The organism is Actinomadura sp. 7K534, assembly GCF_004348575.1.
Taxonomy (GTDB): Bacteria; Actinomycetota; Actinomycetes; order Streptosporangiales; family Streptosporangiaceae; genus Spirillospora; species Spirillospora livida.
Window position 1 is genome coordinate 1 of record NZ_SMKB01000095.1, and the last position, 26,184, is coordinate 26,184.

Here is a 26,184-nt window from a genome sequence, read left to right on the forward strand (position 1 = left end):
GCCCAGCTCCCCCGTTCCTCCCCCATGCACGGAACGTTACGTTCAACTACTTTCCGTTAGAACTCCGGGGTCGCGGGACCGAGGGTGTCGGTGTCACCACCTGTACTACCGCGCCCGCTGAGCGGGGCGGGTCAGGGGCTCACCTCGACCATCTCCATCTCCATCAGGTCGGCGAGGGCCTTCAGGTCGGCGACGCGGTGGCCGGTGCCGAGGGCCCAGTGGTGGGAGATCCCGGTGGCGCTCCACGCGTCGGTCCACTCGCCCGGGTCGCAGCCGAAGTCGACGCGGGAGGTGGTGTTGCCGATCCGCAGCAGCGGGCCGTCCACGGTCTCGCCCTCGGACGCGGCGAACGCGAACCGGCCGTCGCGGCGCTGGATGATGCCGAACGCGGTGACGGGGCCGTGCTTGACGTCGAACTCGACGGACACGCCGTAGCCGCGCTTGCCGTGGTAGACGCCGAGGCCGCGCAGCAGCGGGCGGCGGGCGCTGATCGCCAGGTGGGCGGGCCCGTCGTGGCCCATCTCGACGTGGCCGCGGCGGAAGTCCAGCGCCTGCAGCTCGGTGAAGGAGCCGCCCGCCCCGAGCCGGTCGGCGATCAGCATGGCGAGCGCCGTGCGCAGCTCGTACTCGCCGGCCGCGGGCACCCCGCGGGCGGTGAGCAGCGACGCGCCGAGGATCATCCCGGCGCCGAGCCGCTCGTGGATCTCGCCGTCCAGGCCGCGGTGGTAGTAGGCGAGGCTGTCCAGCTCGAAGTCCGCCACGAGCCGGTCGAGGCCGGTCGCGACGCGGGCCGCCCAGGCCAGGTCCTCGTCGTTGACGGACGGGTCCAGCTCGAAGATCTCCTCCGCCTCGGCCTTCTTCGCGGCGGCCTCGGCGTCGGTGACCTTCTCCACCCGGACGCGCAGGTCGTCGAACTCCAGCACCTCCACGTGCCCGCCGAAGTTGGCGCTGACGAGCGAGAGGTCGGTGGCGACGTCCAGCATGCCCGGGTACAGGTGGCCCATCAGGCCGTGCCGGCCCCGGCGCAGCGCGGCCCGGACCCCGGCGGCCCGCACCCAGCGCCCGATCCTCGCCCAGGCTCGCTCGTCCTCCAGGTACCCCGACACCGAGCGGAACGGGACGCCGTGCCGCTCGAACGCGTTGGCCATCTCGGGCAGCGGGCAGGCGCCGCAGTAGGCGAGCCACTGCCCGGTGTCGAACGATTCGTGGTCCATCGACTCGGTCGGCTGCAGGTTGATCAGCAGGACCGGGGCGTCCGCCCGCTGCGCGACCGGCACCAGCATCGACGCGGTCATGTAGGTGGTGAGGAAGCCGACGATGATGTCGCAGCCGGCGGCGCGGAGCTTCTCGGCGGCCGCGGCGCCCTCCTGCGCGTCGGAGATGAACCCGGCGTCGACGACCTCGGCGCCGAGCCCGCGCATCCGCTCCGAGACCCGCTCGGCGGACCGCCTGAGCTGCGGGAGCAGGTCGGGGAACTGCGGCCAGTAGGCGCCCAGCCCGCCGGCCACGAGGCCGACCTTGACCGGCGGCCCGCTCCGGGACGGCGTCGTCACGGGCTGCGGTGCGTTGTCCGTCATGATCCTCCTGTCGGTCCCGTCAGCGCAGGAACGCCGCGGCGACCCCCGCGTCCACGGGGATGTGCAGGCCGGTGGTGTGGGTCAGGTCCCCGCCGGTGAGGGCGAAGACGGCGGCGGCGACGTGCTCGGGCAGCACCTCGCGCTTGAGCAGCGTCCGCTGCGCGTAGAACTCGCCGAGGCGCTCCTCCTCGACGCCGTAGACGGCGGCGCGCTCGGCGCCCCAGCCGCCGGCGAAGATCCCGGAGCCCCGCACGACCCCGTCGGGGTTGACGCCGTTGACGCGGATGCCGTGCTCGCCCAGCTCGGCGGCCAGCAGCCGCACCTGGTGGGCCTGGTCGGCCTTGGCGGCGCCGTAGGCGACGTTGTTCGGTCCCGCGAACACCCCGTTCTTGGACGAGATGTAGACGATGTCGCCGCCCGTCCCCTGCTCGATCATGACGCGGGCGGTCTCACGGGAGACGAGGAACGAACCGCGCGCCATGACGTCGTGCTGGAGGTCCCAGTCGGCGGCGGTCGTCTCCAGCAGCGGCTTCGAGATCGACAGCCCGGCGTTGTTGACGACGAGGTCGACGCCGCCGAAGGCGAGGACCGCGTCGCGGACGGCGGCGGCGATCTCGTCTTCGGACGTGACGTCGGCGCCCGCGGCGACGGCGGCGTCCGAGGCGCGCAGGGCACCGGCGCCGATCTCGGCGGCGACCTTCGCGGCGGCCGCGGCGTCGCGGTCGGCGACCACGACGCAGGCGCCCTCGGCGGCCAGGCGGCGGGCGGTGGCGGCGCCGATGCCCGAGCCGCCGCCGGTGACCAGCGCGACCCGCGTGGCCAGCGGCTTCGGCTTCGGCATCCGGCGGAGCTTCGCCTCCTCCAGCTCCCAGTACTCGATGCGGAACTTCTCCGCCTCGTCGATCGGCGCGTAGGACGACAGCGCCTCCGCGCCGCGCATCACGTTGATCGCGTTGACGTAGAACTCGCCGGCGACCCGGGCGGTCTGCTTGTTCGCGCCGAAGGAGAACATGCCGACGCCGGGCACGAGGACGATCGCCGGGTCCGCGCCGCGCATCGGCGGCGAGTCCGGGGCGGCGTGCCGGTCGTAGTAGGCCGCGTACTCCTCGCGGTAGGCGGCGTGGAGTTCGCGGAGGCGGGCCCGGACGTCGTCGAGCGGCGCGTCCGGCGGCAGGTCCAGCACCATCGGGCGGACCTTGGTGCGCAGGAAGTGGTCCGGGCAGGACGTGCCGAGCGCGGCGAGCCGGGGGTGCTCGGCGCGGGCGACGAAGTCGAGGACGGCCGCGCCGTCGGTGAAGTGGCCGACCTGCGGCCGGTCGGTGGACGCCAGGCCGCGCAGCAGCGGGAACAGCGCGGCGGCGCGGGCGCGGCGCTCCTCCTCCGGCGGCGTCCGGTGGACGACCTCGCCGAACGGGTCGGTTTTCCCGTGCTCGGCGATGTACGCCTCGGCGGTGCGGATGATGTCGAGGGAGTTGGCCTTGCACTCCTCGCTGGTGCCGCCCCAGGCGGTGATGCCGTGCCCGCCGAGGATGACGCCGACGGCCTGCGGGTTCGCCCGCTTGATCGCGGCGATGTCCAGGCCGAGCTGGAACCCGGGCCGCCGCCACGGCACCCACGCGACCCGGTCGCCGAAGATCCGCCGGGTGAGCTCCTCCCCGTCCGCCGCCGTCGCGATCGCGATGCCGGAGTCGGGGTGCAGGTGGTCGACGTGCGCGGCGTCGACCAGGCCGTGCATCGCGGTGTCGATCGACGGCGCCGCGCCGCCCTTGCCGTGCAGGCAGTAGTCGAACGCGGCGACCATCTCGTCCTCGTGCTCGACCCCCGGGTACACGTCCGCGAGGGCGCGCATCCGGTCGAGGCGCAGGACGGCCAGGCCCTGCTCGGTGAGGGTGCCGAGGTCGCCGCCGGAGCCCTTCACCCACATCAGCTCGACGTCGCGGGCCGTCACGGGATCGGTGATGGTGCCCTTGGCCGAGGCGTTGCCGCCCGCGTAGTTGGTGTTGCGCGGGTCCGAGCCCAGGGTGTTGGCCCGTTCCAGCAGCTGCTCCACCTCGGGTGGAGTGGCGGTCATGGATGGTCTCCTCACGTGCGTGCGTGGAATCGGTAGGTACCGGAGGCGGCCTCCAGCCGGACGACGTCCCCGTTGGCGCCCTCTCCGGTACCGGTGACGCGCACGCCCTCGGCGGAGGTCACGGCCCGCCCGCCCTCGGTCACGCGTTCGACGGCCGCGGCGGGCAGTTCGATCTCGGCGGTGGCGCCGACCGGGACGGTCAGGTGGAGGGCGAACCCGGATCCCGAGCGCGTCCAGCGGACCGAGACCGGGCCGTGCGGGGTGGGGGTCGACGCGTCCACCGAGGTCAGGTCGCCCAGCGGCTGCGGTGCGACCCTGATGCGCTCGTAGCCGGGCGCGGCGGGCTCGATCCCGGCGAGATCCTCGGTGTACCACTCGCCGATGGCGCCGCCGAGGAACACGTGGCCGCGGGACCGGGCGTCCAGGTCCCAGCGCTCCCACAGCGTGGTGGCGCCGTTGTCGACCAGGTAGCCCCAGCTCGGGTAGGTGCGCTGGTCGGCGACCCGGTAGGCGAGGTCGCCGTGGCCGCGTGCGGTCAGCTCGGTCAGCAGGTACTTGGTGCCGAGCACGCCGGTGTTGAGGTGGTCGCCGCGCTCCTCCACGTCGCGGACCAACCGGTCGGTGACGGCCTTCTGCGACTCCTGCGGCACCAGGCCGAGGGCGAGCGCGATCAGCGCGGAGGTCTGCCGGTACCCGGGGTCGGTCGAGGTGACGTAGGCGTCCCCGCGCAGGAACGCCTCGTTGAACGCGTCCTTGATCCGGGCGGCGGTGGCCCGGTAGCGGCCGGCGTCGTCCGCACGGCCGAGGACCTCCGCCACGTTCGCGACGACGAGCGTGTTCGAGTACGTGTAGGCGGTGCCGTGCAGGCGCGCGTCCTCGGGGGTGTTGCCGCCGTACCCGGGTGCCAGGTAGTCGTTGAGGCTGCTCGGGTACAGCCCCTCACCGTCCGCGCGGCCGAGCCAGCCGTCGAGGTAGGCGATCATCGCGGGGTAGTTCGCGGACAGCGCGTCCCGGTCCCCGTACCGCAGGTACATCTGCCAGGGGATCTCGGTGAGCGAGGCGTGCCACGGCGGCGCCTGGCCGTAGTAGCCGAGACCCCAGCCGTTGTCGGGGACGATCCCCGGGACGATCCCGCCGGGGCCCTGGCTGTCGCGGTGGTCGGTCATCCACTTGGTGAACAGGCGGCGCAGGTCGTACCGGTCCATCTCCATCTCGGCCATGAGCTGGGCGTCGCCCGTCCAGCCGTTCTTCTCGTACATCGGGGTGTCGGTGGGGATGCCGTGCCAGTTGTTGAGCACGCTCTGCCGGGTGATCTTCTCGACCGTGTTGAACAGCGGGTTGGAACTGCGGAACTCGCCTGTGGAGCGCAGGTCGCTGTGCACCTCGCGGCCGTCGAGGTCGTGCACGGTGGGCGGCTCGCCCGGCCAGCCGGTCACCTCGACGTACTGGAAGCCCTTGTAGCTGTAGCGGGCCTCCCAGGTCTCGGTCCCGCCGCGTCCGGCCAGGATGTACTCGTCGGTCTGGAAGCGTCCGGTGACCAGCCCGTTGCCCGCCTGGACGGTGCCGTCGGAGTGGAGCCGCTCACCGTACTTGAGGCTGATCTTCGTACCCTCGGGGCCGCGGACGCGGAGGCGGGCCCAGCCGGCGGTGTTGTGCGGCATCTTGAAGACGTGGACGCCCGGCTTGGGGTTGGTGACCGCGACGGGGCGGAGGGTCCGGGTGACCCTTATCGGCTCGTGTTCCTCGGGCACGATCGCGGCCGCCGGGGCCTCCATGGTCGCGGCCTGCTTCCAGGCGGCGGCGTCGAAGCCGGGGCGGTCCCAGCCGGGCTTCTCTTCTCGGGCGTCATAGGTCTCGCCGCCGTAGAGGGAGTCGTAGCGCACCGGCCCCTCGGCGTACCGCCAGCGGCCGTCGGTCGCGACGGTCGAGGTGCTGCCGTCGCGGTAGGTGACGACGAGCTGCGCCAGGAGCCGGGGCTCGGCCGTCCAGGGGGTGTCGTGCCACTTCCACGTGTTCTGCTGGGTCATGCCGTAGAAGCCGCGGCCGAGCCGCGCCCCGATCACATTGTCCCCGCGCCGCAACATCCGGGTCACGTCGCGAGTGACGTACTGGACGCGCTTGTCGTAGCGGACGAAGCCGGGTTGCAGGACCTCGTCCCCAACGCGCCTGCCGTTCACGGACAGCTCGACGTAGCCCGCCGCCGCCGCGTACAGCCGCGCCTTGGCGACCTCCTTGCCGGGGACGGTGAATGCGCGGCGCAGCAGCGGTTCCGGAAGGGTGGGCTTCTCCGGCCTCACCTCGCCCCAAGGGGCACCGCCCCAGGCCGTCAGCACCTTCGCCTTCGCCCAGCCGGCGTCGTCGAAGCCGGCGGCCCGCCAGTCGCCGGACGGCTCCTCGTTCGCCGACCGCCAGTCCGCACCGGTGTCGAACCGCCCGGGCTCCTGACCGGGCAGTTCCAGCCGCCCGAGGAGTCCGGCGGGGCTCGGCCTGCCGTTGGCGGCCTCGACGGCGATGACGTTGCGGCCCGCGCGGAGCTTCGAGGTCACGTCGACCACGAGGGGCCGCTTCCAGTTCTCCCGCGCCGGGTCGGCGTCACGTCCCCCGGCCTCGGCTCCGTTCACCCAGGCGGTGAAGCCGTCGTCGGCGGTCATGACCAGGCGGGCACCGTCGGGAACCGACGCCAGGTCGAACGTCCCGCGGAAGTAGCGCGTCGCGGCGGGCGCGTCGGCCGCCGGGTCTCCCTCGGGATACCAGATCCAGTTGGTGCCGGCGAGGTCGGGGGTCGACGCGGCGTCGCCGGGAGCACCGATCCACGAGCCGCGCCAGCCGTCCCCGGCGAGCGCGGTCTCGAACCAGGTCTCCTTGCTCCAGCGCGTCCAGTCGCCTTCGGCGTCGGCGACCTTGACCCGCCAGGTGTAGCGGGTGGCCGGCTCGAGCGCCGGCCCGCCGTAGCGGATGTCGTAAGTGCGGGTTCCCGACACCGGTCCCGAGTCCCAGACCGTCCGGTCCCCGTCGGCGGTCGCGACGGAGACGCGGTAGGCGGTCTGCCGCTGGCCGCGCTCCTTCGAGGTCAGCAGCCAGCCGAGACGGGGCTTCGGGTCGGAGACGGCGATCGGGGTGGCGGCGTGTTCGGTCTCCAGTCCGGCGATCCGCAGCCCGGCCGTCTCCCGCGCGTGCGCGGGAGAGGCGAGGGATAGGACGAGGCCGGCGGATACGGCGGCGGCGGTCCAGCGGTGTTTCGAGGTCGGGGGCATCCTCAGGGTCTCCTCTTCGGCGGCGTGCTCCTCGTCGGCGGCGTGCTCCTCAGCGGCACGGTCCGGCCGCGATCTCGGTCAGGACCGGGGGTCAGGCGCCCCAGCCGGCGGCCTGCCCGTCCTTGCGCTCCTCGGCGACGCGCTCGAAGTAGCCGGACGCCTTGTAGGCGGCGACCGGGTCGGGGTGCAGGCCCATCTCCTCGCGCAGTTCCGCGAGCAGCGGGCGGACGTCGGTGTTGTAGGCGTCCATGAACACCCCGTTGGCCTCCAGCACGTCACCGGACGCCTGCGCGGCCGACAGCGCCTCCCGGTCCACGAGCAGCGCCTTCGCGGTGGCCTCCTGGACGTTCATCACCGAGCGGATCTGGCCCTGGATCTTCGGCTCGACGTTGTGGCACTGGTCGAGCATGAACGCGACCCCGGTCTCCCCATGCTCTTGCCGGGGGGCGTGGGGGGGCGGCCCCCCACCGGTGTAGGCGTCGTACCCGCCGCCGCGGACCACCTCGTACATGATCCGGAACAGCTGGAACGGGTCGGCGGCGCCGACCATCAGGTCGTCGTCGGCGTAGAAGCGGGAGTTGAAGTCGAACCCGCCGAGCTTCCCCTCGCGCAGCAGGAACGCGACGATGAACTCGATGTTGGTGCCGGGGGCGTGGTGCCCGGTGTCCACGACGACCTGCGCCTTCGGGCCGAGTTTCACGCAGTGCGCGTAGGAGGCGCCCCAGTCCGGCACGTCCGTCATGTAGAACGCGGGCTCGAACAGCTTGTACTCCAGCAGGAACCGCTGGTCGTCGCCGAGCCGCTCGTAGACGGCGGCCAGGGCCTCGGCCATCCGGTCCTGGCGGGCGCGGATGTCGTCCTGCCCCGGGTAGTTGGTGCCGTCGGAGAACCAGAGCTTCAGGTCGCGGGAACCGGTCAGGTCCATGATGTCGACGGCTTCGAGCAGGTGGTCGAGGGCCTTGCGGCGGACGGCGGGGTCGGGGTTGGTGACGCTGCCGAGCATGTAGTCGTCGTCCTGGAAGACGTTGGTGTTGACGGCGCCGATCCGCACCCCCCGCTCCTCGGCGTAGGCGGCCAGCGCGGCGTAGTCGTCCACCCTGTCCCACGGGATGTGCACGGCCACCTTGGGCGCGACGCCCGTGAAGCGGTGCACCTGCGCGGCGTCGTCGATCTTCTCCTGCGGGGTGCGCGGCACGCCCCGCTGGGCGAAGACCTTGAACCGGGTCCCCGAGTTCCCGTACGCCCACGAGGGAGTCTCGATCTGCTGGCGGCGCAGGGCGTCCTTCACCGCACTGGTGTCGTTCACAGTTACCTCTTTCAGATGCTCTCCGGGGCCGGCCCCGGGAGGGTCAGTCCAGGTGGAAGACCTCGGGGAGCGGCCGCATCCCCTCGTCGGGGCGGCCGTCGAGGTCCTCGAAGTACGGCGCCATCTCGGCCTGCCACCGCGCGTTGACCTCGGTGCGGGCCATCCGCTCCTGCGCGGCCTCGAAGTCGTCGGTCTCCAGGTAGCCGACGAGGAGGCCGTCCTCGCGCAGGAACAGCGAGTAGTTGTGCCAGCCCGAATCGCGCAGGGCGTCCCGCATGTCGGGCCAGACCGCCTGGTGGCGCAGCTTGTACTCCTCCAGGCGGTCCTGCCTGACCTTCAGCAGGAAGCAGACGCGCTTCCTCTCCATCGCTCGCCCGTCAGAAGTCGTAGTCGTCGATGTTCTTCTTCTCGAAGACCGTCGGCGGGCCGAGGATGATCTCGCCGTTGGCGCCGATGGTGCGCTCGCCGAGCTTGCCGGCCTTGAACTTCTGGCCCTCCGCGCCGGTGATCTGGCCGGAGGCCAGCGCGCCCGCCGCGTACCCGGCGAGGTAGCCGAGGTTCGCCGGGTCCCACAGCGCGAACTTGTCGACCGTGCCGTCCTTGATGAACTTGCGCATCTGGTTCGGCGTGCCGAGGCCGGTCAGCGCGACCTTGCCCTTGTACCCGGAGCCGGAGATGTAGCGGGCCGCGGCGGCGATGCCCACGGTGGTCGGCGAGATGATGCCCTTGAGGTTCGGGTACGCCTGCAGCAGGCCCTGCGTCTGCTGGAACGACTTCTGGTCGTCGTCGTCGCCGTACGCGACCTTGACGAGCTTCATCTTCGAGTACTCGGGCTTCTTCAGCTCGTCCTGCATGAACTTGATCCACGTGTTCTGGTTCGTGGCGTTCGCGGTCGCGGACAGGATCGCGATCTCGCCCTCGGCGCCGATCTGGTCGGCGAGCAGCTTGACCTGGCTGCGGCCGATGTCCTCCGACGACGCCTGGTTGATGAACACGTCCCGGCACTCGGGGCTGGTGTCGGAGTCGTAGGCGACGATCTTGATGTCCTTGGACATCGCCTGCTTGAGCGGCCCGCACACCGCGTTCGCGTCGTTGGCGGCGATGAGGATCGCGTCGTGCTGCTGCTGGATGAGCGTGTTGATGTAGGAGACCTGCGAGGACGCCGAGGCGTCGGACGGGCCGACCTCCTTGGCCTCCGCGCCGAACTCCTCGGCCGCCGCGATGCCGGCGTTGTCGACGATCGTGGAGTAGGGGTTGTTGACCTGCTTCGGCAGGAACGCGATCTTCAGGTCCTTCTTCATCGGCGCGTTCGGGTCCGCCGAGGCGTTCCCTCCCGACCTGCCCTCCCCGGAGGCGGACGAGGAGTCCTTGGTGGTTCCGCCGCAGGCGGCCAGGCCGAGGGCCAGGACGCCCGCCGCCGCCGTGGCCGTGAGCCGGGCCAGCGGCCGTCTCGGGGCGCGCGAACGAATGGTCATCTGGGTGCCTTTCGAATCCGGGTCTTGCTTTCGGGGTGGGTGGGGGTCCGGGCCGCGGGCGGCCGGGCCGGTCAGGGCACGGCGGCGGGCGCCGCGGGTCTCGCGCCCCGCCGCCTGCCGCGGGTCTCCCGCGCCACGGCGATCAGCCGCGGCGTGAGGACGCTGATGATGAGGAGCAGGCCGGTGACGATCGACTGGACCTCGTTGGAGACGTCGTTGAGCATCAGCAGGTTGCGGAGCAGGCCGATCAGCAGCACCGCGGCGATGACTCCGCCGAGGGTCCCCTTGCCGCCCTCGAAGTCGACGCCGCCGAGCAGGACCGCCGCGATGACGGCCAGTTCCAGCCCGAGGCCGTTGTCGGCGCGGGCACTGCCGTAGCGGAGCGTGTAGACGATGCCCGCGAATCCGGCGACCAGCCCGGAGACCGCGAACAGGAGCAGCTTGGCGCGCTTGACGCGGATGCCGGCGAAGTACGCGGCGTCCTCCTGCGCGCCGATCGCGAACAGCGACCGGCCGATGCCGGTGGCGTGCAGGACGACGCCGGTCACGACGGCGAGCAGCGCGAACAGCGCGATCGGGTACGGGATCGGGGTCCCGGGGATCGTCGAGGTCGCGAGGTCGGTGTAGGTGACCGGGAACTCGGAGATGGCGCCGGTGCCGAGCGTCACGTACGCGAGGCCCCGGTAGAGGGTCATGGTGCCGATCGTGACGGCGAGGGACGGCAGCCCCAGCCTGGTGACGAGCAGCCCGTTGACCAGCCCGCAGGCGAGCCCGACGGCCAGGACGATCGGGATGATCGTCTCGATCGCCATCCCGCCGTCCCACATCCTGCCGGTCAGGGCGCTGCACAGGCCGAGGACGGAGGCCACCGACAGGTCGACCTGCCCGCACACGACCAGCAGCGTCATCGGCAGCGCGATCAGCGCGATCTCGCTGAGGTCGAGCAGCGCGAACGACAGGTTGCCGTTGCTCGCGAAGTCGGGCGAGAATCCGGCGCCGCCGAAGAACACCGCGACCAGCAGCACGGTGATGGCGGTCTCCCACCGCACCAGGTGTCCCAGCCGGCTCATGCCCGGTCCCTCCCTTCCTCCGCGGGGACGTCGCGGGGGACGTCATGGTGGACGGCCGACTCCAGCGACCGCTGTTTCAGCGCCCGGGTGACGCGGAGCGCCAGCAGCCGGTCGACGCTGATGGCCAGCAGCAGGAGGACGCCGGTGATCGCCTCCTGCCAGAACGAGTTGACCTTGAGCACCACCAGCACGCTGCCGATGGTGGTGAGCAGCAGCGCGCCGAGCGCCGCCCCGTACACGGTGCCGACGCCGCCGGTGATGGCGACGCCGCCGACCACGACCGCGGCGACGACCGTCAGCTCCCAGCCGTGCGCGGCGTCCGCGACGACGGTGCCGAACCGGGCGAGCCACAGCACCCCGGCGAGGCCCGCGAGGGCGCCGCTGACCAGGTACGCGGTGAGGACGCGGCGGCGGATCGGCACGCCGGCGAGCATCGCGGCCTCCGGGCTGGAGCCGATGGCGTAGAACTCGCGCCCGGACGAGTAGGAGCGCAGGTAGTAGCCCACGGCCAGCATCACGGCCACGGTGATGATCGGCAGGTACGGGATGCCGAGGACGCCGTCGTTGCCGAGGCTGAGGACCGACGCGGGAAGCTCGGACGCGCTGATCTGGTCGCCCTGGGCGATGCGGTAGTCGAGCCCCTGGATCACGTACAGCGTGCCGAGGGTGACCACCAGGGACGGCACCCGGCAGAAGCTGACCAGCAAACCGTTCACCAGCCCGCAGGTCAGCCCGATGAGGACGCCGATCACCAGCACCAGGACGACGTTCCGGTCCCCGCCGGAGGCGAACTTCCCGGTGGTGAACGCGACGAGCCCGACGACGGACCCGACCGACAGGTCGATGTTGCGAGTGACGACGACCACGCTCTGCCCGACGGCGAGCAGCACCAGGATCGAGGCGTTGAGGAAGATGTCCGTCACGCCCTGCCCGGACAGGAAGCGCGGGTTCGCGATCGTGGTGCCGACGACGAGCACGACCAGCGCGCCGAGGATGCTCAGCTCGCGGGCGCGCAGTACGAGTTCGACCAGGCGGCGCCCGCCCCCGCCGGCGCCGCCCGATCCCGGCCGGGCCGGAGACTGGGTGAGTAGGGTCATCGGCTCAGGCCGCCCTTCCGGTCCCGGCGCGGCCGGTCGCGGCGGCCAGCACGCTCTCCTCGGTCGCCTCGGCGCGCGGGATCTCGGCGGTCAGCCGGCCCTCGTGCATGACGAGGACGCGGTCGGCCATGCCGAGCACCTCCGGCATGTCGGACGAGATCATCAGCACCGCGATGTCCCGCGCGGCCAGCTCCGACAGCAGCCGGTGCACCTCGGCCTTGGTGCCGACGTCGATGCCGCGGGTCGGCTCGTCCACGATCAGCACGTCCGGCTCGGTCGCCAGCCACTTGGCGAGCACGACCTTCTGCTGGTTGCCGCCCGACAGGACGCCGACGGCGTCGGTGAGCCGCGAGTACTTGAGCTGGAGCCGCAGCCCCCAGTCGGCGGCGCGGCTCCGCTCCACCTTCCGGGAGATGAGGCCGGCGCGGCCGGTCTCGCGGCGCAGCGCGCGCAGCTGGGTGAGGCCCATGTTGCGCTCGATGGACATGTCCATGACCAGGCCCTGCTGACGGCGGTCCTCGGGGACGAGCGCGAGCCCCGCGGCCATCGCGGCGGTCGGGCTGCCGGGCGGCAGCGGCCGGCCGGTGACCTCCACGGACCCGGCGTCCCAGCGGTCCACGCCGAAGACCGCGCGGGCGACCTCGCTGCGGCCCGCGCCGACCAGCCCGGCCAGCGCGACGATCTCGCCGCGGCGGACCTCGAAGGAGACGTCGGTGAAGGCGCCCTCGCGGGTCAGCCGGGACACCTTCAGCGCGACCTCGCCCGGCGCCACGTCCTGCTTGGGGTACAGCGCGTCGAGGTCGCGGCCGACCATCCGGCGGACGAGGTCGTCCGGGGTGAGGTCCGCGGTGCGGTCGGTGGCGACGTAGGCGCCGTCGCGCAGCGTGGTGACCCGGTGGCACAGGCTGAAGATCTCCTCCAGCCGGTGCGAGATGAACAGGACGGCGCAGCCCGCCTCGGCGAGGGTGCGGGTCACCGCGAACAGCCGGTCGACCTCCTGGCCGGTGAGCGCGGCGGTGGGCTCGTCCATGATCAGGACCCGCGCGTCCCGGGAGATGGCCTTGGCGATCTCGACGACCTGCTGGTCGGCGATCGACAGGCCGCGGGCGGGCTGCTGCGGGTCCAGCGCGACGCCGAGCCGGCGGAACAGCTCCGCCGTCGCGGCGTGCATGGCGCGGCGGTCGATGCGGGCGAGCCCCGGGAGGGGGGCGCGGGTGCGGGGCTGGCGGCCCATGAAGATGTTCTCGGCGACCGACAGGTCGGGGAACAGGGTGGGCTCCTGGTAGATGACGGCGACCCCGGCGGCCTGCGCGTCGGCGGGGCCGTGGAACGTCACCGGCTCGCCGTCCACCCGGACCTCGCCCGCGTCCGGGCGGTGCACGCCTGCGAACGTTTTTACGACGGTGGACTTGCCCGCGCCGTTCTCCCCGGCCAGCGCGTGCACCTCGCCCGCGTGCAGCTCCAGGGCGACTTCCTGCAGAGCGCGCACGGCGCCGAACGACTTGCTCACGTTGACCAGTGCCAATGTCGGCGGCGCCGACCGGCCGGGTGCACCCATCGCGACCCTCCTCGCGGGGCACGTCTGTGCCGTACGGATGAAAAACGTTTTAACCAGATGTTGCCGAGGACGCTAGAGACCGGCCGCGCGGCCGTCAAGGGGGCGGTGTCCGGAAAGTGCGGCCCGAACCCGCCGCAGCCCCGGTTACGCAAGGGCTGCGTGATTTTCAAGATCGATCGCCGCCGTGCGACGCGGCCGGAAACCGCATCCCGGCGCGCCGAAGGTGGGCTTGACACGTTTTAATTCGGTGGCCAGAGTGAGCGGCACATCGAACGGACCGGGGGCACACGGAGTGAGCACAGAGGCGACCGGACGTCCCGAGCCGCTGAGCAGGACGGTCGGCATCAAGCAGGTCGCGGCGCACGCCGGCGTCTCGCCGGGCACCGTGTCCAACGTGCTCAACCGCCCCGAACGGGTCGCCGAGGCCACCCGGATCCGCGTCGAGCGCGCCATCCGCGATCTCGGCTTCGTCCGCAACGGCTCGGCGTCCACGCTGCGCGCCGGGCACAGCAGCACGATCGGGCTGATGGTCCTCGACCTCGCCAACCCGTTCTTCACCGACGTCGCCCGCGGCGTCGAGGACACCGCCAGCGAGCGCGGCTACGCGGTGATCCTGTCGTCCTCCGGCGAGTCGGACGAGCGGGAGCAGCGCAACCTGCGGGTGTTCGCCGAGCAGCGGGTCCGCGGCGTCCTGCTGACCCCGGTCGGCGACGACGGCGAGGCCGCGGTCCGGCTTCAGGACCGGGGCGTCCCGGTGGTGCTGCTCGACCACCCGACGCCCCGCACCAACCAGTGCTCGGTCGCCGTCGACGACGTCGCGGGCGGCGAGCTCGCGGTCGGCGAGCTGCTCGACGGCGGCGCCCGCACGCTGGCGTTCGTCACCGGCCCGAGCGTCCTGCGGCAGTGCGCGGACCGCCGCAGGGGCGCGCTGCGGGCGCTGCGCGCCGCCGGGCTCGGCCGCGAGGCGATGCGCGAGATCACGGTCGGCGCGATGAACGCCCGGTCCGGGCAGGAGGCGGCGCGGCGGCTGCTGGAGGCCGGCCCGCCGCTGCCCGACGCGATCTTCTGCGCGAACGACCTGCTCGCGCTCGGCGTGCTGCGGGTGCTGCTGCAGGCCGGGCTGAAGGTCCCGGCCGACATCGCGCTGATCGGGTACGACGACATCGAGTTCTCCGCGGCGGCCGCGGTCCCGCTGAGCTCGGTGCGGCAGCCCACCTACCAGCTCGGGCGGATCGCGACCGAGCTGCTGCTGGAGGAGTGCGACGACTCGGGCGGGCATGCCCACCAGCAGGTCATGTTCCAGCCCGAGCTCGTGGTGCGCGAGTCCAGCCGTCCCGCCGCGGGAGGGAGCCCATGAAGGTCGCACTGTTCCTCACCTGCGTGAACGACACCCTGTACCCGGAGACCGGCAAGGCGATGGTGCGGCTGCTGCGGCGGCTCGGCCACGACGTCGAGTTCCCGGCCGGGCAGACGTGCTGCGGGCAGATGCACCTCAACACCGGGTACCGGCGGCAGGCCCTCCCCCTCGTGAAGGGGTTCGCGGAGACGTTCGAGCCGTACGACGCCGTCGTGACCCCGTCCGCGTCGTGCGCCGCGATGGTCCGCGACTGGCACCCGAGGCTCGCGCCGCGGACGGCCGGCGTCGCGTCCCGCGTGCACGAGCTGTCGGAGTTCCTCGTGGACGTGCTGGGCGTCACCGACGTCGGCGCCTACTTCCCGCACCGCGTCGCCTACCACCCGACGTGCCACTCGCTGCGGATGCTGCGCGTCGGCGACCGCCCGCTGCGGCTGCTGCGGGAGGTCCGCGGCATCGACCTGGCCGATCTGCCCGACGCGGACGAGTGCTGCGGGTTCGGCGGGACGTTCGCGCTGAAGAACTCCGAGGTGTCGGCCGCGATGTGCGCGGACAAGGTCGCCGCCGTCCGGGCCACCGGGGCGCGGGCGCTCTGCGCCGCCGACAACTCGTGCCTGATGCACATCGGCGGCGCGCTCACCCGCACCCGCGCCAGGGTGCGGACGGTCCACCTCGCCGAGATCCTCGCCTCCACGGAGGAGGAGCCCTCATGAGCGAAGCGATGCCGACATACCTCGGGATGCCGTCCTTCCCCGAGGCGGCGCGCGGCGCGGTGGCCGACCCGCGGCTGCGCGGCAACCTCGCCCACGCGACCACCACGATCCGGGAGCGGCGCGCGGCGGCGGTCGCCGAACTGGACGACTGGCAGGCGCTGCGCGAGGCGGGCAAGCAGATCAAGGACCACGTCCTGGAGAACCTCGGGCACTACCTGCGCCTGCTGGAGGAGCGGGTCACCGAGGCGGGCGGGACGGTGCACTGGGCCCGCGACGCGGGAGAGGCCAATCGCATCGTCGCGGATCTGGTGAAGGCGACCGGGGAGGCCGAGGTCGTCAAGGTCAAGTCGATGGCGACGCAGGAGATCGGCCTGAACGAGTTCCTGGCCGACGAGGGCGTCACCGCCTACGAGACCGACCTCGCCGAGCTGATCGTGCAGCTCGGGGAGGACCGCCCGTCGCACATCCTCGTCCCGGCCATCCACCGCAACCGGGCCGACATCCGCGACATCTTCCTGCGCGCGATGGACGACGCGCCCGAGGGGCTGACCGACTCCCCCGCCGAGCTGGCCGAGGCCGCCCGCCGGCACCTGCGCGCCAAGTTCCTCTCGGCGAAGGTCGCCGTGTCGGGCGTGAACTTCGCCGTCGCCGACACCGGGACGCTCGTCGTGCTGGAGTCGGAGGGCAACGGGCGGATGTGCCTGACGCTCCCCGAGACGCTGATCTCGGTGATGGGCGTGGAGAAGATCGTCCCGAGCTGGCGGGACCTGGAGGTGTTCCTCCAACTGCTGCCCCGCTCGTCCACGGCCGAGCGGATGAACCCCTACACCTCCACCTGGGCGGGCGTCTCCCCCGGCGACGGCCCGCGCGACTTCCACCTCGTCCTGCTGGACAACGGCCGCACCGCCACGCTGGCCGACGAGGTGGGCCGGCAGGCACTGCGCTGCATCCGCTGCTCGGCGTGCCTGAACGTGTGCCCGGTCTACCGCCGCGCGGGCGGCCACGCCTACGGGTCGCCGTACCCGGGGCCGATCGGCGCGATCCTGTCGCCGCAGATCCGCGGCATCGGGTCGGACGTGGACGCCTCGCTGCCCTACGCGTCGTCGCTGTGCGGGGCGTGCTTCGACGCGTGCCCGGTCGCGATCGACATCCCGGAGGTGCTCGTCCACCTGCGGACCCGCGCCGTCGAGCAGGGCCCCCGCCACCCCCTCGAACGGGTGGCGATGACGGCGGCCGGGTGGACGCTGCGCTCCCCCACCCGGCTCGGGCTCGCGCAGCGCGCGGCGTCCGCGTCCCGCCGCGCCGTGGCGCGCGGCGGCCGGATCCGGCGGCTGCCCGGGCCGCTGCGCGCGTGGACCGAGACGCGGGACGCGCCCGCGCCGCCGCCGGAGTCGTTCCGCGCCTGGTGGGCCCGTACGGACGGCGGCAGGAAGGAGGGCGGGCGGTGAACGCGCGCGAGGAGATCCTCCGCCGGATCGACGGGATCGTGCCCTCCCGGCCGCCCGCCGAGGTCGCCGCCGCCTACGACCGGATCGACCGCGGCTACCTGCGCCGCCACCACGAGGGCGGCCACCACGGGGAAGGCGTCCTCGGCCTGTTCGCCGAGCGGGTCGCCGACTACCGGGCCACGGTCCTGCGGGTGTCCGCCGCGGAGGTGGCCCCGGTGCTCGCAGATCGGCTGGCGGCCCGTCCCGGCGCGTACGGCGTTCCCTCGGACCTGCCGCCGGAGTGGACGTCCGCGACGGACGCGCCGCTCGTCCGCGACTTCTCCACCGCGTCCCTCGACGGGCTGGCGGGCGCGGTCACCGGCTGCGCCGCCGCGATCGCCGAGACCGGCACGATCGTCCTCGACCACGGCGCCGCGCAGGGGCCCCGCGCGCTGTCGCTCGTCCCCGACTACCACCTGATCGTCGTCCTGGCCGGCCAGGTCGCGCCGGACGTGCCCGAGGCGCTCGGCCTGCTCGACCCGCGCCGCCCGCTGACGTTCGTGTCCGGCCCGTCGGCGACGAGCGACATCGAACTGTCCCGGGTGGAGGGCGTGCACGGCCCCCGCACCTTGGAGGTACTGGTCGTCCATGAGTGAAGCGACCTTCGCGGCCGTCGATCTGGGGGCATCCAGCGGGCGCGTCATGGCCGGGCGCGTCCGGCCCGGCTCCCTGGAGCTGACCGAGCTCCACCGCTTCGCCAACCGTCCCGTCCGGGTCGGCGGCACCCTGCACTGGGACATCCTCGGGCTCTACGGCAACGTCCTGGACGGCCTGCGCGCCGCCCCGCCCGGCCTGGCCTCGGTGGGCGTCGACTCGTGGGCCGTCGACTACGGGCTGCTGGACGGTGCGGGCCGCCTGATCGGCAACCCCGTCCACTACCGGGACTCGCGCACCGACGGCGTGATGGAGCGCGTCCGCGCCGAACTCGGGGACGACCTCCTCTACCGGACGTCGGGCCTGCAGTTCCTCCCGTTCAACACCATCTACCAGCTGGCGGCGGACGACCTGTCCCGGGCGGCCACGCTCCTGCTGATCCCCGATCTCCTCGCCTACTGGCTCACGGGCGAGATCGGCGCCGAGCGGACCAACGCGTCCACGACCGGCCTGCTGGACGTCCGCGACGGCACGTGGTCGCGCGACCTCCTGGCGAAGCTCGACCTCCCGGCCGGGCTCCTGCCGCCCCTCCGGAACCCGGGCGAGACGATCGGCACCGTCCGCGCGGACGTGGCGGCCGAGACCGGCCACGCCGGCCTGCGGGTCGCCGCCGTCGGCTCCCACGACACCGCGTCCGCCGTCGCCGCCGTCCCCACCACCACCGGGCGGTTCGGCTACATCTCCTGCGGCACCTGGTCGCTCGTCGGCGTGGAGCTGGACGCCCCCGTCCTGACCGAGGCGAGCCGCGAGGCCAACTTCACCAACGAGGGCGGCATCGACGGAACCGTCCGCTACCTGCGCAACGTGATGGGCCTGTGGCTTCTGCAGGAGTGCCTGCGGGCCTGGGGCGGCCCCGACCTGCCCGCCCTCCTCGCCGAGGCGGCGCGCGTCCCGGGACTGCGCCGCCTCGTGGACCCCGACGACCCGGAGTTCCTGCCGCCCGGCGACATGCCCGCGCGCATCGCCGCGCACTGCCGCCGCCGCGGCTTCCCCGAGCCGGCGACGCGCGCCGAGACCGTCCGCTGCGTCCTGGACAGCCTCGCCCTCGCGCACCGCGCCACACTCCGGCAGGCGGCCCGCCTGTCCGGGCGGGAGATCGACGTGGTGCACCTGGTCGGCGGGGGCAGCCGGAACGACCTGCTGTGCCGGCTGACCGCCGACGCCTGCGGCCTGCCGGTCGTCGCCGGGCCGGTGGAGGCCACCGCGCTCGGCAACGTCCTGACCCAGGCCCGCGCGCACGGCGTGCTCGGCGGCCTGGCCGAGTCCCGCGCCCTCGTGGCCGCGACCCAGCCGCTGCGCCGCTGGGAGCCGTCCGGCGGCGAGTCCGCGTGGGCGGCGGCGGCGACCCACCTCGGCCTGGAACCGTGACGACGGGAAGCGCGATGTCACGACGACGAGACGGTTTACCCTCCCGAGGTTGACACGGGGCGTCCCGCAACGGTTCATAGCAGTGGACGTTGATGGCCGTGAGAGGAAGCTCGCGAAGGAGGCCGGTCGGTGGGACGACGCGCTGGCTGCGGCGTTGCCCCACCTTATTGACGTTCCACCCGATAAGGTGAATCACGCCAATTCTCAGGAACCGCAACGTAACCATGATCACGGCGTATCGGCCGCCTGTCGCTGTTGGGGTGTGGACATGCAGGGTCGTGCGGCCCGCGATGCCGGGGACGCCCCCGGCAACACGCCGCTGGTCGGGCGGCGGAAGGCGCTGCAGGAGATCGGCCGCGTCCTCGAGGCCGCCGAGCGGGGCTACGGCTTCCTGGCGCTGGTCGGCGAGCCCGGCGCGGGCAAGACACGGCTGCTGAACGAGCTCGCGGACGCCGCGAACGCGCGCAAGCTGCCGTTCGTCGCGGGCCGCGCCGCCGAGTTCGAGCAGGAGATGCCGTTCGGCGCCGTGGTCGACGCACTCGACTACCGCCTGGAGGAGCAGGCCCCGGCCCTGCCTCCGAACGCGCTGCGACTGCTCGGGACGGTCTTCCCCGCGCTGTCCGACCCCGCCGACCCGGCCCAGCTCGCCGGCGGCGCGGCCTCCCCCGACTCGCAGGTGGCCCGGTACCAGCTGCACCGCACCGTCCGCCACCTGCTGGAGGACCTCGCCGAGCCGGACGGGCTGGTGCTGATCCTGGACGACCTGCACTGGGCCGACGACGCGACGATCGAGCTGCTGGACCACCTGGTCCGCCATCCGCCGCGCGCCCGGGTGCTGGTGGCGGTCGCCTACCGGCCCGCGCAGGCGACGCCGCGGCTGGCGGCGCTCGTGGACGCGGCCGGGCCGCAGGGCGTGCGGATCACCGCCGATCCGCTCACCCAGAGCGAGGTGGCCGAGTTCCTCGGGCCGGGCGTGAGCAGGTCGCGGTGCGAGTCGCTGTTCAAGGCCAGCGGCGGCAACCCGTTCTACCTGGAGGCCCTGTCCAAGATGGGCGACGGGACCGTCCCGGCCGGCCGGGGCGGCGCGGAGCCGCACGGCTGGGAGGACGGCGTCGCGAGCCTGACCGAGGTGCCGCCCGCGGTGCGGGCCGCCCTGCAGGTGGAGCTGAGCGCGCTGCCGCCCGAGGCGCTGCTCATGGCGCGGGGCGCGGCGGTGGCCGCGGACGTGTTCGAGCCCGCGCTCGCCGCGGTCGCCGCGGAGATGGAGCAGGACGCCGCGCTGGCCGCGCTGGACGTGCTGACCGGCCATGACGTGGTGCGCCCCACCGCCGGCGGGCGGTTCCGGTTCCGGCACCCGCTGGTGCGGCACGTCGCCTACGCATCGACGGCGGCGGGCTGGCGGCTCGCCGCGCACTCGCGGGTGGCGGCGCGGCTGGCCGAGCTGGGCGCGCCGGCGTCCGTCCGCGCCCACCACGTGGTGCGGTCGGCGCGGTTCGGCGACCGGGAGGCGATCGGGACGCTGGTGGAGGCCGCCCGGGTCGTCGCGCTCCAGGCGCCCGCCACCGCCGCGTACTGGCTGGAGGCGGCGCTGGAGCTGATGCCCGGCACCGCCGAGGCGGGTGCCGGCGGCGCGCACCCCGACCGGATCGAGCTGCTGGTCGAGCTCGCGCACGTCCAGGCCGTCAGCGGGCACGCCGAGCAGGGCCGCGAGACCGCCCGCACATTGCTGGGGCTGCTGCCGGCCGAGGACACCGTCCGGCGCGCCCGGACGGTGCACCTGTGCGCGGTGATGGAGCGCCAGCTCGGCCGGATCCACGAGGCGCGGGCGCTGGTACTGGACGAGCTGCGCCGCATCACCGACCGGCAGACCCCCGAGGCGGTGCTGCTGCGGATCCGCCTGGTCGCCGACCGGATCCAGCGGATCGACACCCGCGGCTCGCACGCCGTCCTGGACAGCATCCCCGAGAGCGCCCCCGAGTGGGGCCCGGGACTGCGCGCGGCCGTGGCGTCGATGCGGCCGATGGTGGCCTACGGGCGCGGCGAGGTCGAGGAGGCCATCCGCTACGCGCAGCGGGCCGACCAGCTGTTCTCCGCCGCGTCCGACAACGACTTCGCCGACTGCCTGGACTGCTTCGCCTGGCTGGTGTTCGCCGAGTCGTTCCTCGGCATGTACGACAGCGCGCTGCGGCACGCCGAAAGGCTGGTGTCGATCACCCGCACGACGGGCCAGACGTTCATCCTGGGCTACATGCTGGCCGGGCAGTCGCGGGTGCTGGCCCTGCAGGGCCGGATGGCGGAGGCCGCCGCGGTCGCCGACGAGGCCACCGCCGTCGGCCGCGACCTGCGCTCCCAGGAGGTCCTGGCCTACGGGCTGATCCAGCAGTGCCTGACCGCGTCCTGGATGGGCGACCACGACCGGGCGCTGCAGGCCGGGGACGAGGCGGTCGCCAACGACACCGGCTCGGGCGAGTGGTGGACGCACATGGCGCACGTCGCCCGCGCCCTGGCCATCATCGGCGCCGGGCGGCCCGACGAGGGCGCCGAGGCGCTGGTCGCCGCGTGCGGCGACGGCACCCAGGGCCTGGACTTCAGCACCCTGGTGATCTGCGCCGAGACGCTCGCGTCCGTGCGCGCGGCGCAGGGCGACCAGGCCGACGCCGCGCAATGGGCCGACATCGCCGAGGCGATCGCCAACCCGGCGCTGACCGGCGACGTGGGCCTGGCCCGGCTCACCCGCGCGCACGCCGTCCGCGCCGCCGACCCCGCGGGCGCGGCGGCGCTGGCCGCCGAGGCCGCCGACCTGCTGACCAAGGCCGGCCGCCGCCCCGAGGCCGGCCGCGCCGAACTGGCCGCGGGCCTCGCGCACGCGGCCGCCGGCGACCGCGCGGCGGCCCGCGAGCGGGTGCGCGCGGCGGCGGACACGTTCGAGGCGTGCGGGATGCGGGGGCTGCACGCGCAGGCCGTCCGCGAGCAGCGCCGCCTCGGCGTCCGCGTCCCGGCGCCCGGCCGGGCCGCCTCCGCCGCCGGGGGCAGGGAGAAGCTGCCGTTCGGGCTGTCGCCGCGCGAGCACGAGATCGCCCTCCTCGTGGTGGAGGGCTGCAGCAACCAGCAGATCGCCGAGCGGCTGTTCCTCAGCGTCCGGACGGTGGAGACCCACCTGTCCCGGGTGTTCGCGAAGATCGGCGTCACGTCCCGGGTCGGGGTCGCGACCGCCATGAACCGCCCAGAGTGAACCACACAGGCTGATCTCGACTCTTAGTTCACGTCGGTCCCGTAGGTACGGCGGGTCCGATCACGCACGTAAGTACGGGTTCTCCACGATGCCGCGCCGATGTGCGTGTTTGGCAAGGTTATGGCGTCAGATGCGGAGGGGATCGAGATGGACGAGCAGCGGATCGCGCGCTTCACCCGCGCGGGCGTCGCCGACGCCGAGGTGTCCGACCATCCGTTCGTCACCGCCGACGGGCTCACCCTGAACCTGACCCGCTTCCGCCGCGCCGCCTCCGACGACGTGGTCCTGCTGGTGCACGGCCTGACGACGTCCAGCGACATGTACATCATGCCGGAGCACGCCAACCTGGTGAACTTCCTGCACGACGCCGGGTTCGGCGACGTGTGGACGCTGGACTTCCGGATGAGCGGGCGGTTCCCCTACAACAGCGAGACCCACCGCCACGACCTCGACGACATCGCGCTCCACGACCACCCGGCGGCGCTGGACGAGCTGCGCCGCCACATCGGGGACAGGCGGGTGCACGTCATCGCGCACTGCCTCGGCTCGGTGTCGTTCTCGATGGCGCTGTTCGCCGGGACCGTCACCGGCATCACCAGCCTGACCTGCAACAGCGTCTCGCTGACGCCGCGGACCCCGGCCTGGTCGAAGCTCAAGCTGCGGTACGGGCCGGTGCTGATGGAGTACGTCCTCGGACCGTGCCAGATCGACCCGCGCTTCGGCGACGCCCCCGTGCTGACCCGCGGCTGGATGCTCGCCAAGGCCGTCGCGCCGTTCCACCGCTCGTGCGACGAGCCCGCGTGCCACATGCTCAGCTTCATGTGGGGCGGCGGAAAGCCGATCTTCTCGCACGACAAGATGTCGCCGGTCACGCACGGCCGCCTCCCCGACCTGTTCGGGGCCTGCAACGTCCACTACTACCGGCACGTCCACGCCATGGTGAAGGCCGGCCGGGCCGTGAAGTACGACCGGCGCGACCCCGCCCACGCGGACCTGCCCGCCGACTACCTGGCGGGCGCCGAGGCGGTCACCACGCCGATCCTGTTCCTCACCGGAGACCGCAACCACGTGTTCACCGACTCCAACATCGTCTGCCACCGGCTGCTCGAATCGGCCGCGCCCGGCCTGCACGAGCTGGCGGTCCTGCCCGGCTACGGCCACCAGGACCCGTTCATGGGCGCGAACGCCGACACCGAGGTGTTCCCGCAGGTCCTCGACTTCCTGAAGCGGAAGGCGGGCTGACGTGGGACACGGCACCGGGCACAGGGACATCGAGCACAGGGACATCGAGCACGTGGACACCCTCGTCGTCGGCTCCGGCTTCGGCGGCTCGGTGGCCGCGTACCGGGCGGCGCAGGCCGGGCGGCAGGTCGTGCTGCTGGAGCGCGGGCAGCCCTACCCCCCGGGCGCCTTCCCGCGCTCGCCCGCCCAGATGGGACGGGCCTTCTGGGACCCCGACGCCGGGCTGTACGGGATGTTCGACGTGTGGAGCTTCAAGGGCTGCGACTCGGTCGTGTCCTCCGGGCTCGGCGGCGGCTCCCTCATCTACGCCAACGTGCTGCTGCGCAAGGACGAGAACTGGTTCGTGCACGACCGGCCCCTGCCGGGCGGCGGCGGATACGAGCCGTGGCCGATCTCGCGCGCCGACCTCGACCCGCACTACGACGCCGTCGAGAAGATGCTGGGCGCGACGCCGTACCCGCTGGACCGGGTGCCGTACGACGACACCCCGAAGGCGCACGCGATGCAGGACGCCGCGGCGGAGCTCGGCCTCCAGTGCACGCTGCCGCCGCTGGCGGTCAGCTTCGCCTCCCAGGCGGGCGGCGCCCCCGCCCTCGGGCTGCCCATCGCCGACGCCGGGTACGGCAACATCCACGGCGTCCCGCGGCGGACGTGCCGGCTGTGCGGCGAGTGCGACATCGGCTGCAACGACGGCGCCAAGAACAGCCTCGACCACACCTACCTGTCGGCGGCGGCGCACCACGGCGCCGACATCCGCACGTCCCACGAGGTGAAGGCGCTGCGGCCGCGGCCCGGCGGCGGGTACGAGGTCGACTACGTCCACCACGCCGATCTGACCGCGAAGAAGAGCCGCCCGCCCGTCCGGACGATCCGCTGCGACCGGCTGGTCCTCGGCGCCGGCACCTACGGCACCACGTTCCTGCTGCTGAAGTCGCGGGCCGCGTTCCCCGGCCTCGGCGACGCGCTCGGCACGCGGTTCAGCGGCAACGGCGACCTGCTGACGTTCCTGCTGCGGGCCAGGGACCGCAACCGGGTCCGCCCGCTGAACGCCAGCCGCGGCCCGGTCATCACCACCGCGATCCGGCTGCCCGACGAGCTGGACGGCGTGCCCGGCGCGGGGCGCGGCGCCTACATCCAGGACGGCGGCTACCCCGGCTTCACCGACTGGATCGTCGACGGCTTCGACATCGGCCGCGACTTCGAGCGCGCGGTGAAGTTCCTGTGGGACCGGTTCACCGACCTGTTCCGGGACGCGCCGGACACCAACCTGTCCAAGGAGATCTCCGACCTGATCGGCGACGGGGCCCTCACGGTCAGCTCGCTGCCGCTGCTCGGCATGGGCCGCGACGCGGCCGACGGCCGGCTGCATCTGCGGGACGGCAGGCTCGCCGCGGACTGGTCGGCCGAGACCAGCGAGGAGCTGTTCGTCCGGGTCCGCAAGACCATGCAGCGCATCGCGGACGTCCTCGGCGCCGAGTACGCCGACAACCCGATGTGGTTCCGCAAGCGCATCATCACCGTCCACCCCCTGGGCGGCGCCCCGATGGGCGCCCACCCGGGCGAGGGCGTCTGCGACGCCTTCGGCGAGGTGTTCGGGTTCCCGGGCCTCTACATCGCCGACGGGGCGGCGATGCCGGGGCCGGTGGGCCCGAACCCCTCGCTCACCATCGCCGCGCATGCCGACCGGATGGCCACGCGGATGCTGGAGCACGCGTCCGCGCAGCGGGGTGCGGGCGGCTCCGCCGACACCGTCCCGTCTCTCACGGGGGCCGAGCCGGCCGGGGGGGCCGGCTCGCCTGACGGGGCGGGGAACGGCTCGGCGTACGGCTCGTTCTCGGGGCGCCACGGAGGGTCGCGGGGACCGTCCGACGTGGCGGCGGGCCGTACGTCGCTGTCGTTCACCGAGGAGATGAAGGGGTTCGTCACCTACGGGGAGACCGACCCGCGGATCGGGGAGCTGGCCGACGGCCGCCTCCCGCTGTCGTTCCGCCTGACGATCACCGCGGACGACACCGACCGCTTCATCGCCGAGCCCGCGCACGAGGCCCGCGCCGAAGGATGGGTGGACGCGACCGGCCACGGCGGCCGGCGCCCCGTCGAGCAGGGCACGTTCAACCTGTTCGTCGAGGACGGCCCGGACGACCGGCGCCTGATGCGGTACCGGCTGCACTACACCGACGGCGGGGGCCGGCGGCGGACGCTGAGCGGGACCAAGACGGTCCTGCACGGCCCGCCGACGCGGATCTGGCCGGACACATCCACCCTGTACGTGCGGCTGCTCGACGGGCACGTCGGCGCGGACGGGGAGGACGGCGCGGAGGTCGTCGCGGCGGGGGTGCTGAACATCCGGCTGACGGACTTCGCGCGGCAGCTCACGACGTTCCGGACGTCGGGCCCGGACGGCCTGGAGAAGCTGCTCAGCTTCGGCAGGTTCTTCGCGGGCGAGCTGTGGGAGGTCTACGGCCCCGACCTCGTGTGAGGGAGGGGCGAATCGGGGGCCATGGACGTGCAGGCCGAGGGAACTGCGGGGTGCTCTCGGCCTGCACCTTTTCCCCGGAGGTCGCGCGGGGGGTCGCGCGGCCTCCGGGGCCGCTGTGTTCATTGCAGTCCAGGCCCACTTCGCTCGCCTAGCGGCTCGCTACGTGACCTGGCCTGTGCGAGCGCGGCATCGCTTCGCGATCTTCCCAGGGAGGCTCGCCATCGGCCTCGCCTCCCGGGTCAGGTAA

17 protein-coding genes are annotated in these 26,184 nt (G+C 73.2%); 8 read left to right on the forward strand and 9 right to left on the reverse strand.

Annotation, left to right across the window (positions count from 1 at the left end; genetic code table 11):
* Positions 1-131 precede the first annotated feature (131 nt).
* The 9 genes from E1266_RS19545 to E1266_RS19585 form a co-directional block, all read right to left on the reverse strand.
* Positions 132-1,577: an L-fucose/L-arabinose isomerase family protein gene (locus tag E1266_RS19545; RefSeq protein ID WP_132048977.1), complete on the reverse strand. Its 1,446-nt coding sequence runs from the start codon at positions 1,575-1,577 to the stop codon at positions 132-134.
* A 19-nt stretch (positions 1,578-1,596) separates the two neighbouring features.
* The gene (locus tag E1266_RS19550; protein WP_132048979.1) at positions 1,597-3,648 is read right to left on the reverse strand and encodes a bifunctional aldolase/short-chain dehydrogenase; all 2,052 of its coding nucleotides are present in this window, start codon (positions 3,646-3,648) and stop codon (positions 1,597-1,599) included.
* Positions 3,649-3,659: 11 nt separating this feature from the next.
* On the reverse strand, positions 3,660-6,902 hold the full coding sequence (locus tag E1266_RS19555; protein WP_132048981.1) for a family 78 glycoside hydrolase catalytic domain: 3,243 nt from the start codon (positions 6,900-6,902) through the stop codon (positions 3,660-3,662).
* 91 nt (positions 6,903-6,993) lie between these two features.
* Positions 6,994-8,208: an L-rhamnose isomerase gene (gene rhaI, locus E1266_RS19560; protein ID WP_132048983.1), complete on the reverse strand. Its 1,215-nt coding sequence runs from the start codon at positions 8,206-8,208 to the stop codon at positions 6,994-6,996.
* Positions 8,209-8,251: 43 nt separating this feature from the next.
* Positions 8,252-8,575 (reverse strand): L-rhamnose mutarotase, encoded by a 324-nt coding sequence (locus E1266_RS19565; RefSeq protein WP_132048985.1) that lies wholly within the window; start codon positions 8,573-8,575, stop codon positions 8,252-8,254.
* A 10-nt stretch (positions 8,576-8,585) separates the two neighbouring features.
* A complete protein-coding gene (gene rhaS, locus E1266_RS19570; protein WP_132048987.1) occupies positions 8,586-9,683 on the reverse strand; it encodes a rhamnose ABC transporter substrate-binding protein in 1,098 nt (365 codons plus the stop codon).
* Between the two features lie 71 nt (positions 9,684-9,754).
* Complete coding sequence (locus E1266_RS19575; protein ID WP_132048989.1) at positions 9,755-10,753, reverse strand: ABC transporter permease; 999 nt, start codon at positions 10,751-10,753, stop codon at positions 9,755-9,757.
* Positions 10,750-11,850, reverse strand: a complete 1,101-nt coding sequence (locus E1266_RS19580; RefSeq protein WP_132048991.1) for an ABC transporter permease — start codon at positions 11,848-11,850, stop codon at positions 10,750-10,752. The genes E1266_RS19575 and E1266_RS19580 overlap by 4 nt, the downstream gene beginning before the upstream one ends.
* Positions 11,851-11,854: 4 nt before the next feature.
* The gene (locus tag E1266_RS19585; RefSeq protein ID WP_132048993.1) at positions 11,855-13,408 is read right to left on the reverse strand and encodes a sugar ABC transporter ATP-binding protein; all 1,554 of its coding nucleotides are present in this window, start codon (positions 13,406-13,408) and stop codon (positions 11,855-11,857) included.
* 292 nt (positions 13,409-13,700) lie between these two features.
* On the opposite strand from E1266_RS19585, the gene E1266_RS19590 reads away from it, so the two are divergent.
* The 8 genes from E1266_RS19590 to E1266_RS19625 all read left to right on the forward strand — a co-directional run bounded on the left by E1266_RS19590 (position 13,701) and on the right by E1266_RS19625 (position 25,937).
* Complete coding sequence (locus E1266_RS19590; protein ID WP_243718606.1) at positions 13,701-14,765, forward strand: substrate-binding domain-containing protein; 1,065 nt, start codon at positions 13,701-13,703, stop codon at positions 14,763-14,765.
* Positions 14,762-15,475: a (Fe-S)-binding protein gene (locus E1266_RS19595; protein ID WP_132048995.1), complete on the forward strand. Its 714-nt coding sequence runs from the start codon at positions 14,762-14,764 to the stop codon at positions 15,473-15,475. The genes E1266_RS19590 and E1266_RS19595 overlap by 4 nt, the downstream gene beginning before the upstream one ends.
* Positions 15,472-16,923: a LutB/LldF family L-lactate oxidation iron-sulfur protein gene (locus E1266_RS19600; RefSeq protein WP_243718608.1), complete on the forward strand. Its 1,452-nt coding sequence runs from the start codon at positions 15,472-15,474 to the stop codon at positions 16,921-16,923. Before E1266_RS19595 ends, E1266_RS19600 begins: the two co-directional genes overlap by 4 nt.
* A complete protein-coding gene (locus E1266_RS19605) occupies positions 16,920-17,558 on the forward strand; it encodes an LUD domain-containing protein (protein ID WP_132048997.1) in 639 nt (212 codons plus the stop codon). Before E1266_RS19600 ends, E1266_RS19605 begins: the two co-directional genes overlap by 4 nt.
* Positions 17,551-18,984: a rhamnulokinase family protein gene (locus E1266_RS19610; RefSeq protein WP_132048999.1), complete on the forward strand. Its 1,434-nt coding sequence runs from the start codon at positions 17,551-17,553 to the stop codon at positions 18,982-18,984. The genes E1266_RS19605 and E1266_RS19610 overlap by 8 nt, the downstream gene beginning before the upstream one ends.
* Before the next feature lie 268 nt (positions 18,985-19,252).
* Positions 19,253-22,216, forward strand: coding sequence for a LuxR family transcriptional regulator (locus E1266_RS19615; protein ID WP_132049001.1), 2,964 nt, complete (start codon positions 19,253-19,255; stop codon positions 22,214-22,216).
* 147 nt (positions 22,217-22,363) lie between these two features.
* Positions 22,364-23,458: an alpha/beta hydrolase gene (locus tag E1266_RS19620; RefSeq protein WP_132049003.1), complete on the forward strand. Its 1,095-nt coding sequence runs from the start codon at positions 22,364-22,366 to the stop codon at positions 23,456-23,458.
* Between the two features lies 1 nt (position 23,459).
* Positions 23,460-25,937, forward strand: coding sequence for a GMC family oxidoreductase (locus E1266_RS19625; RefSeq protein WP_243718609.1), 2,478 nt, complete (start codon positions 23,460-23,462; stop codon positions 25,935-25,937).
* Positions 25,938-26,184: the final 247 nt, after the last annotated feature.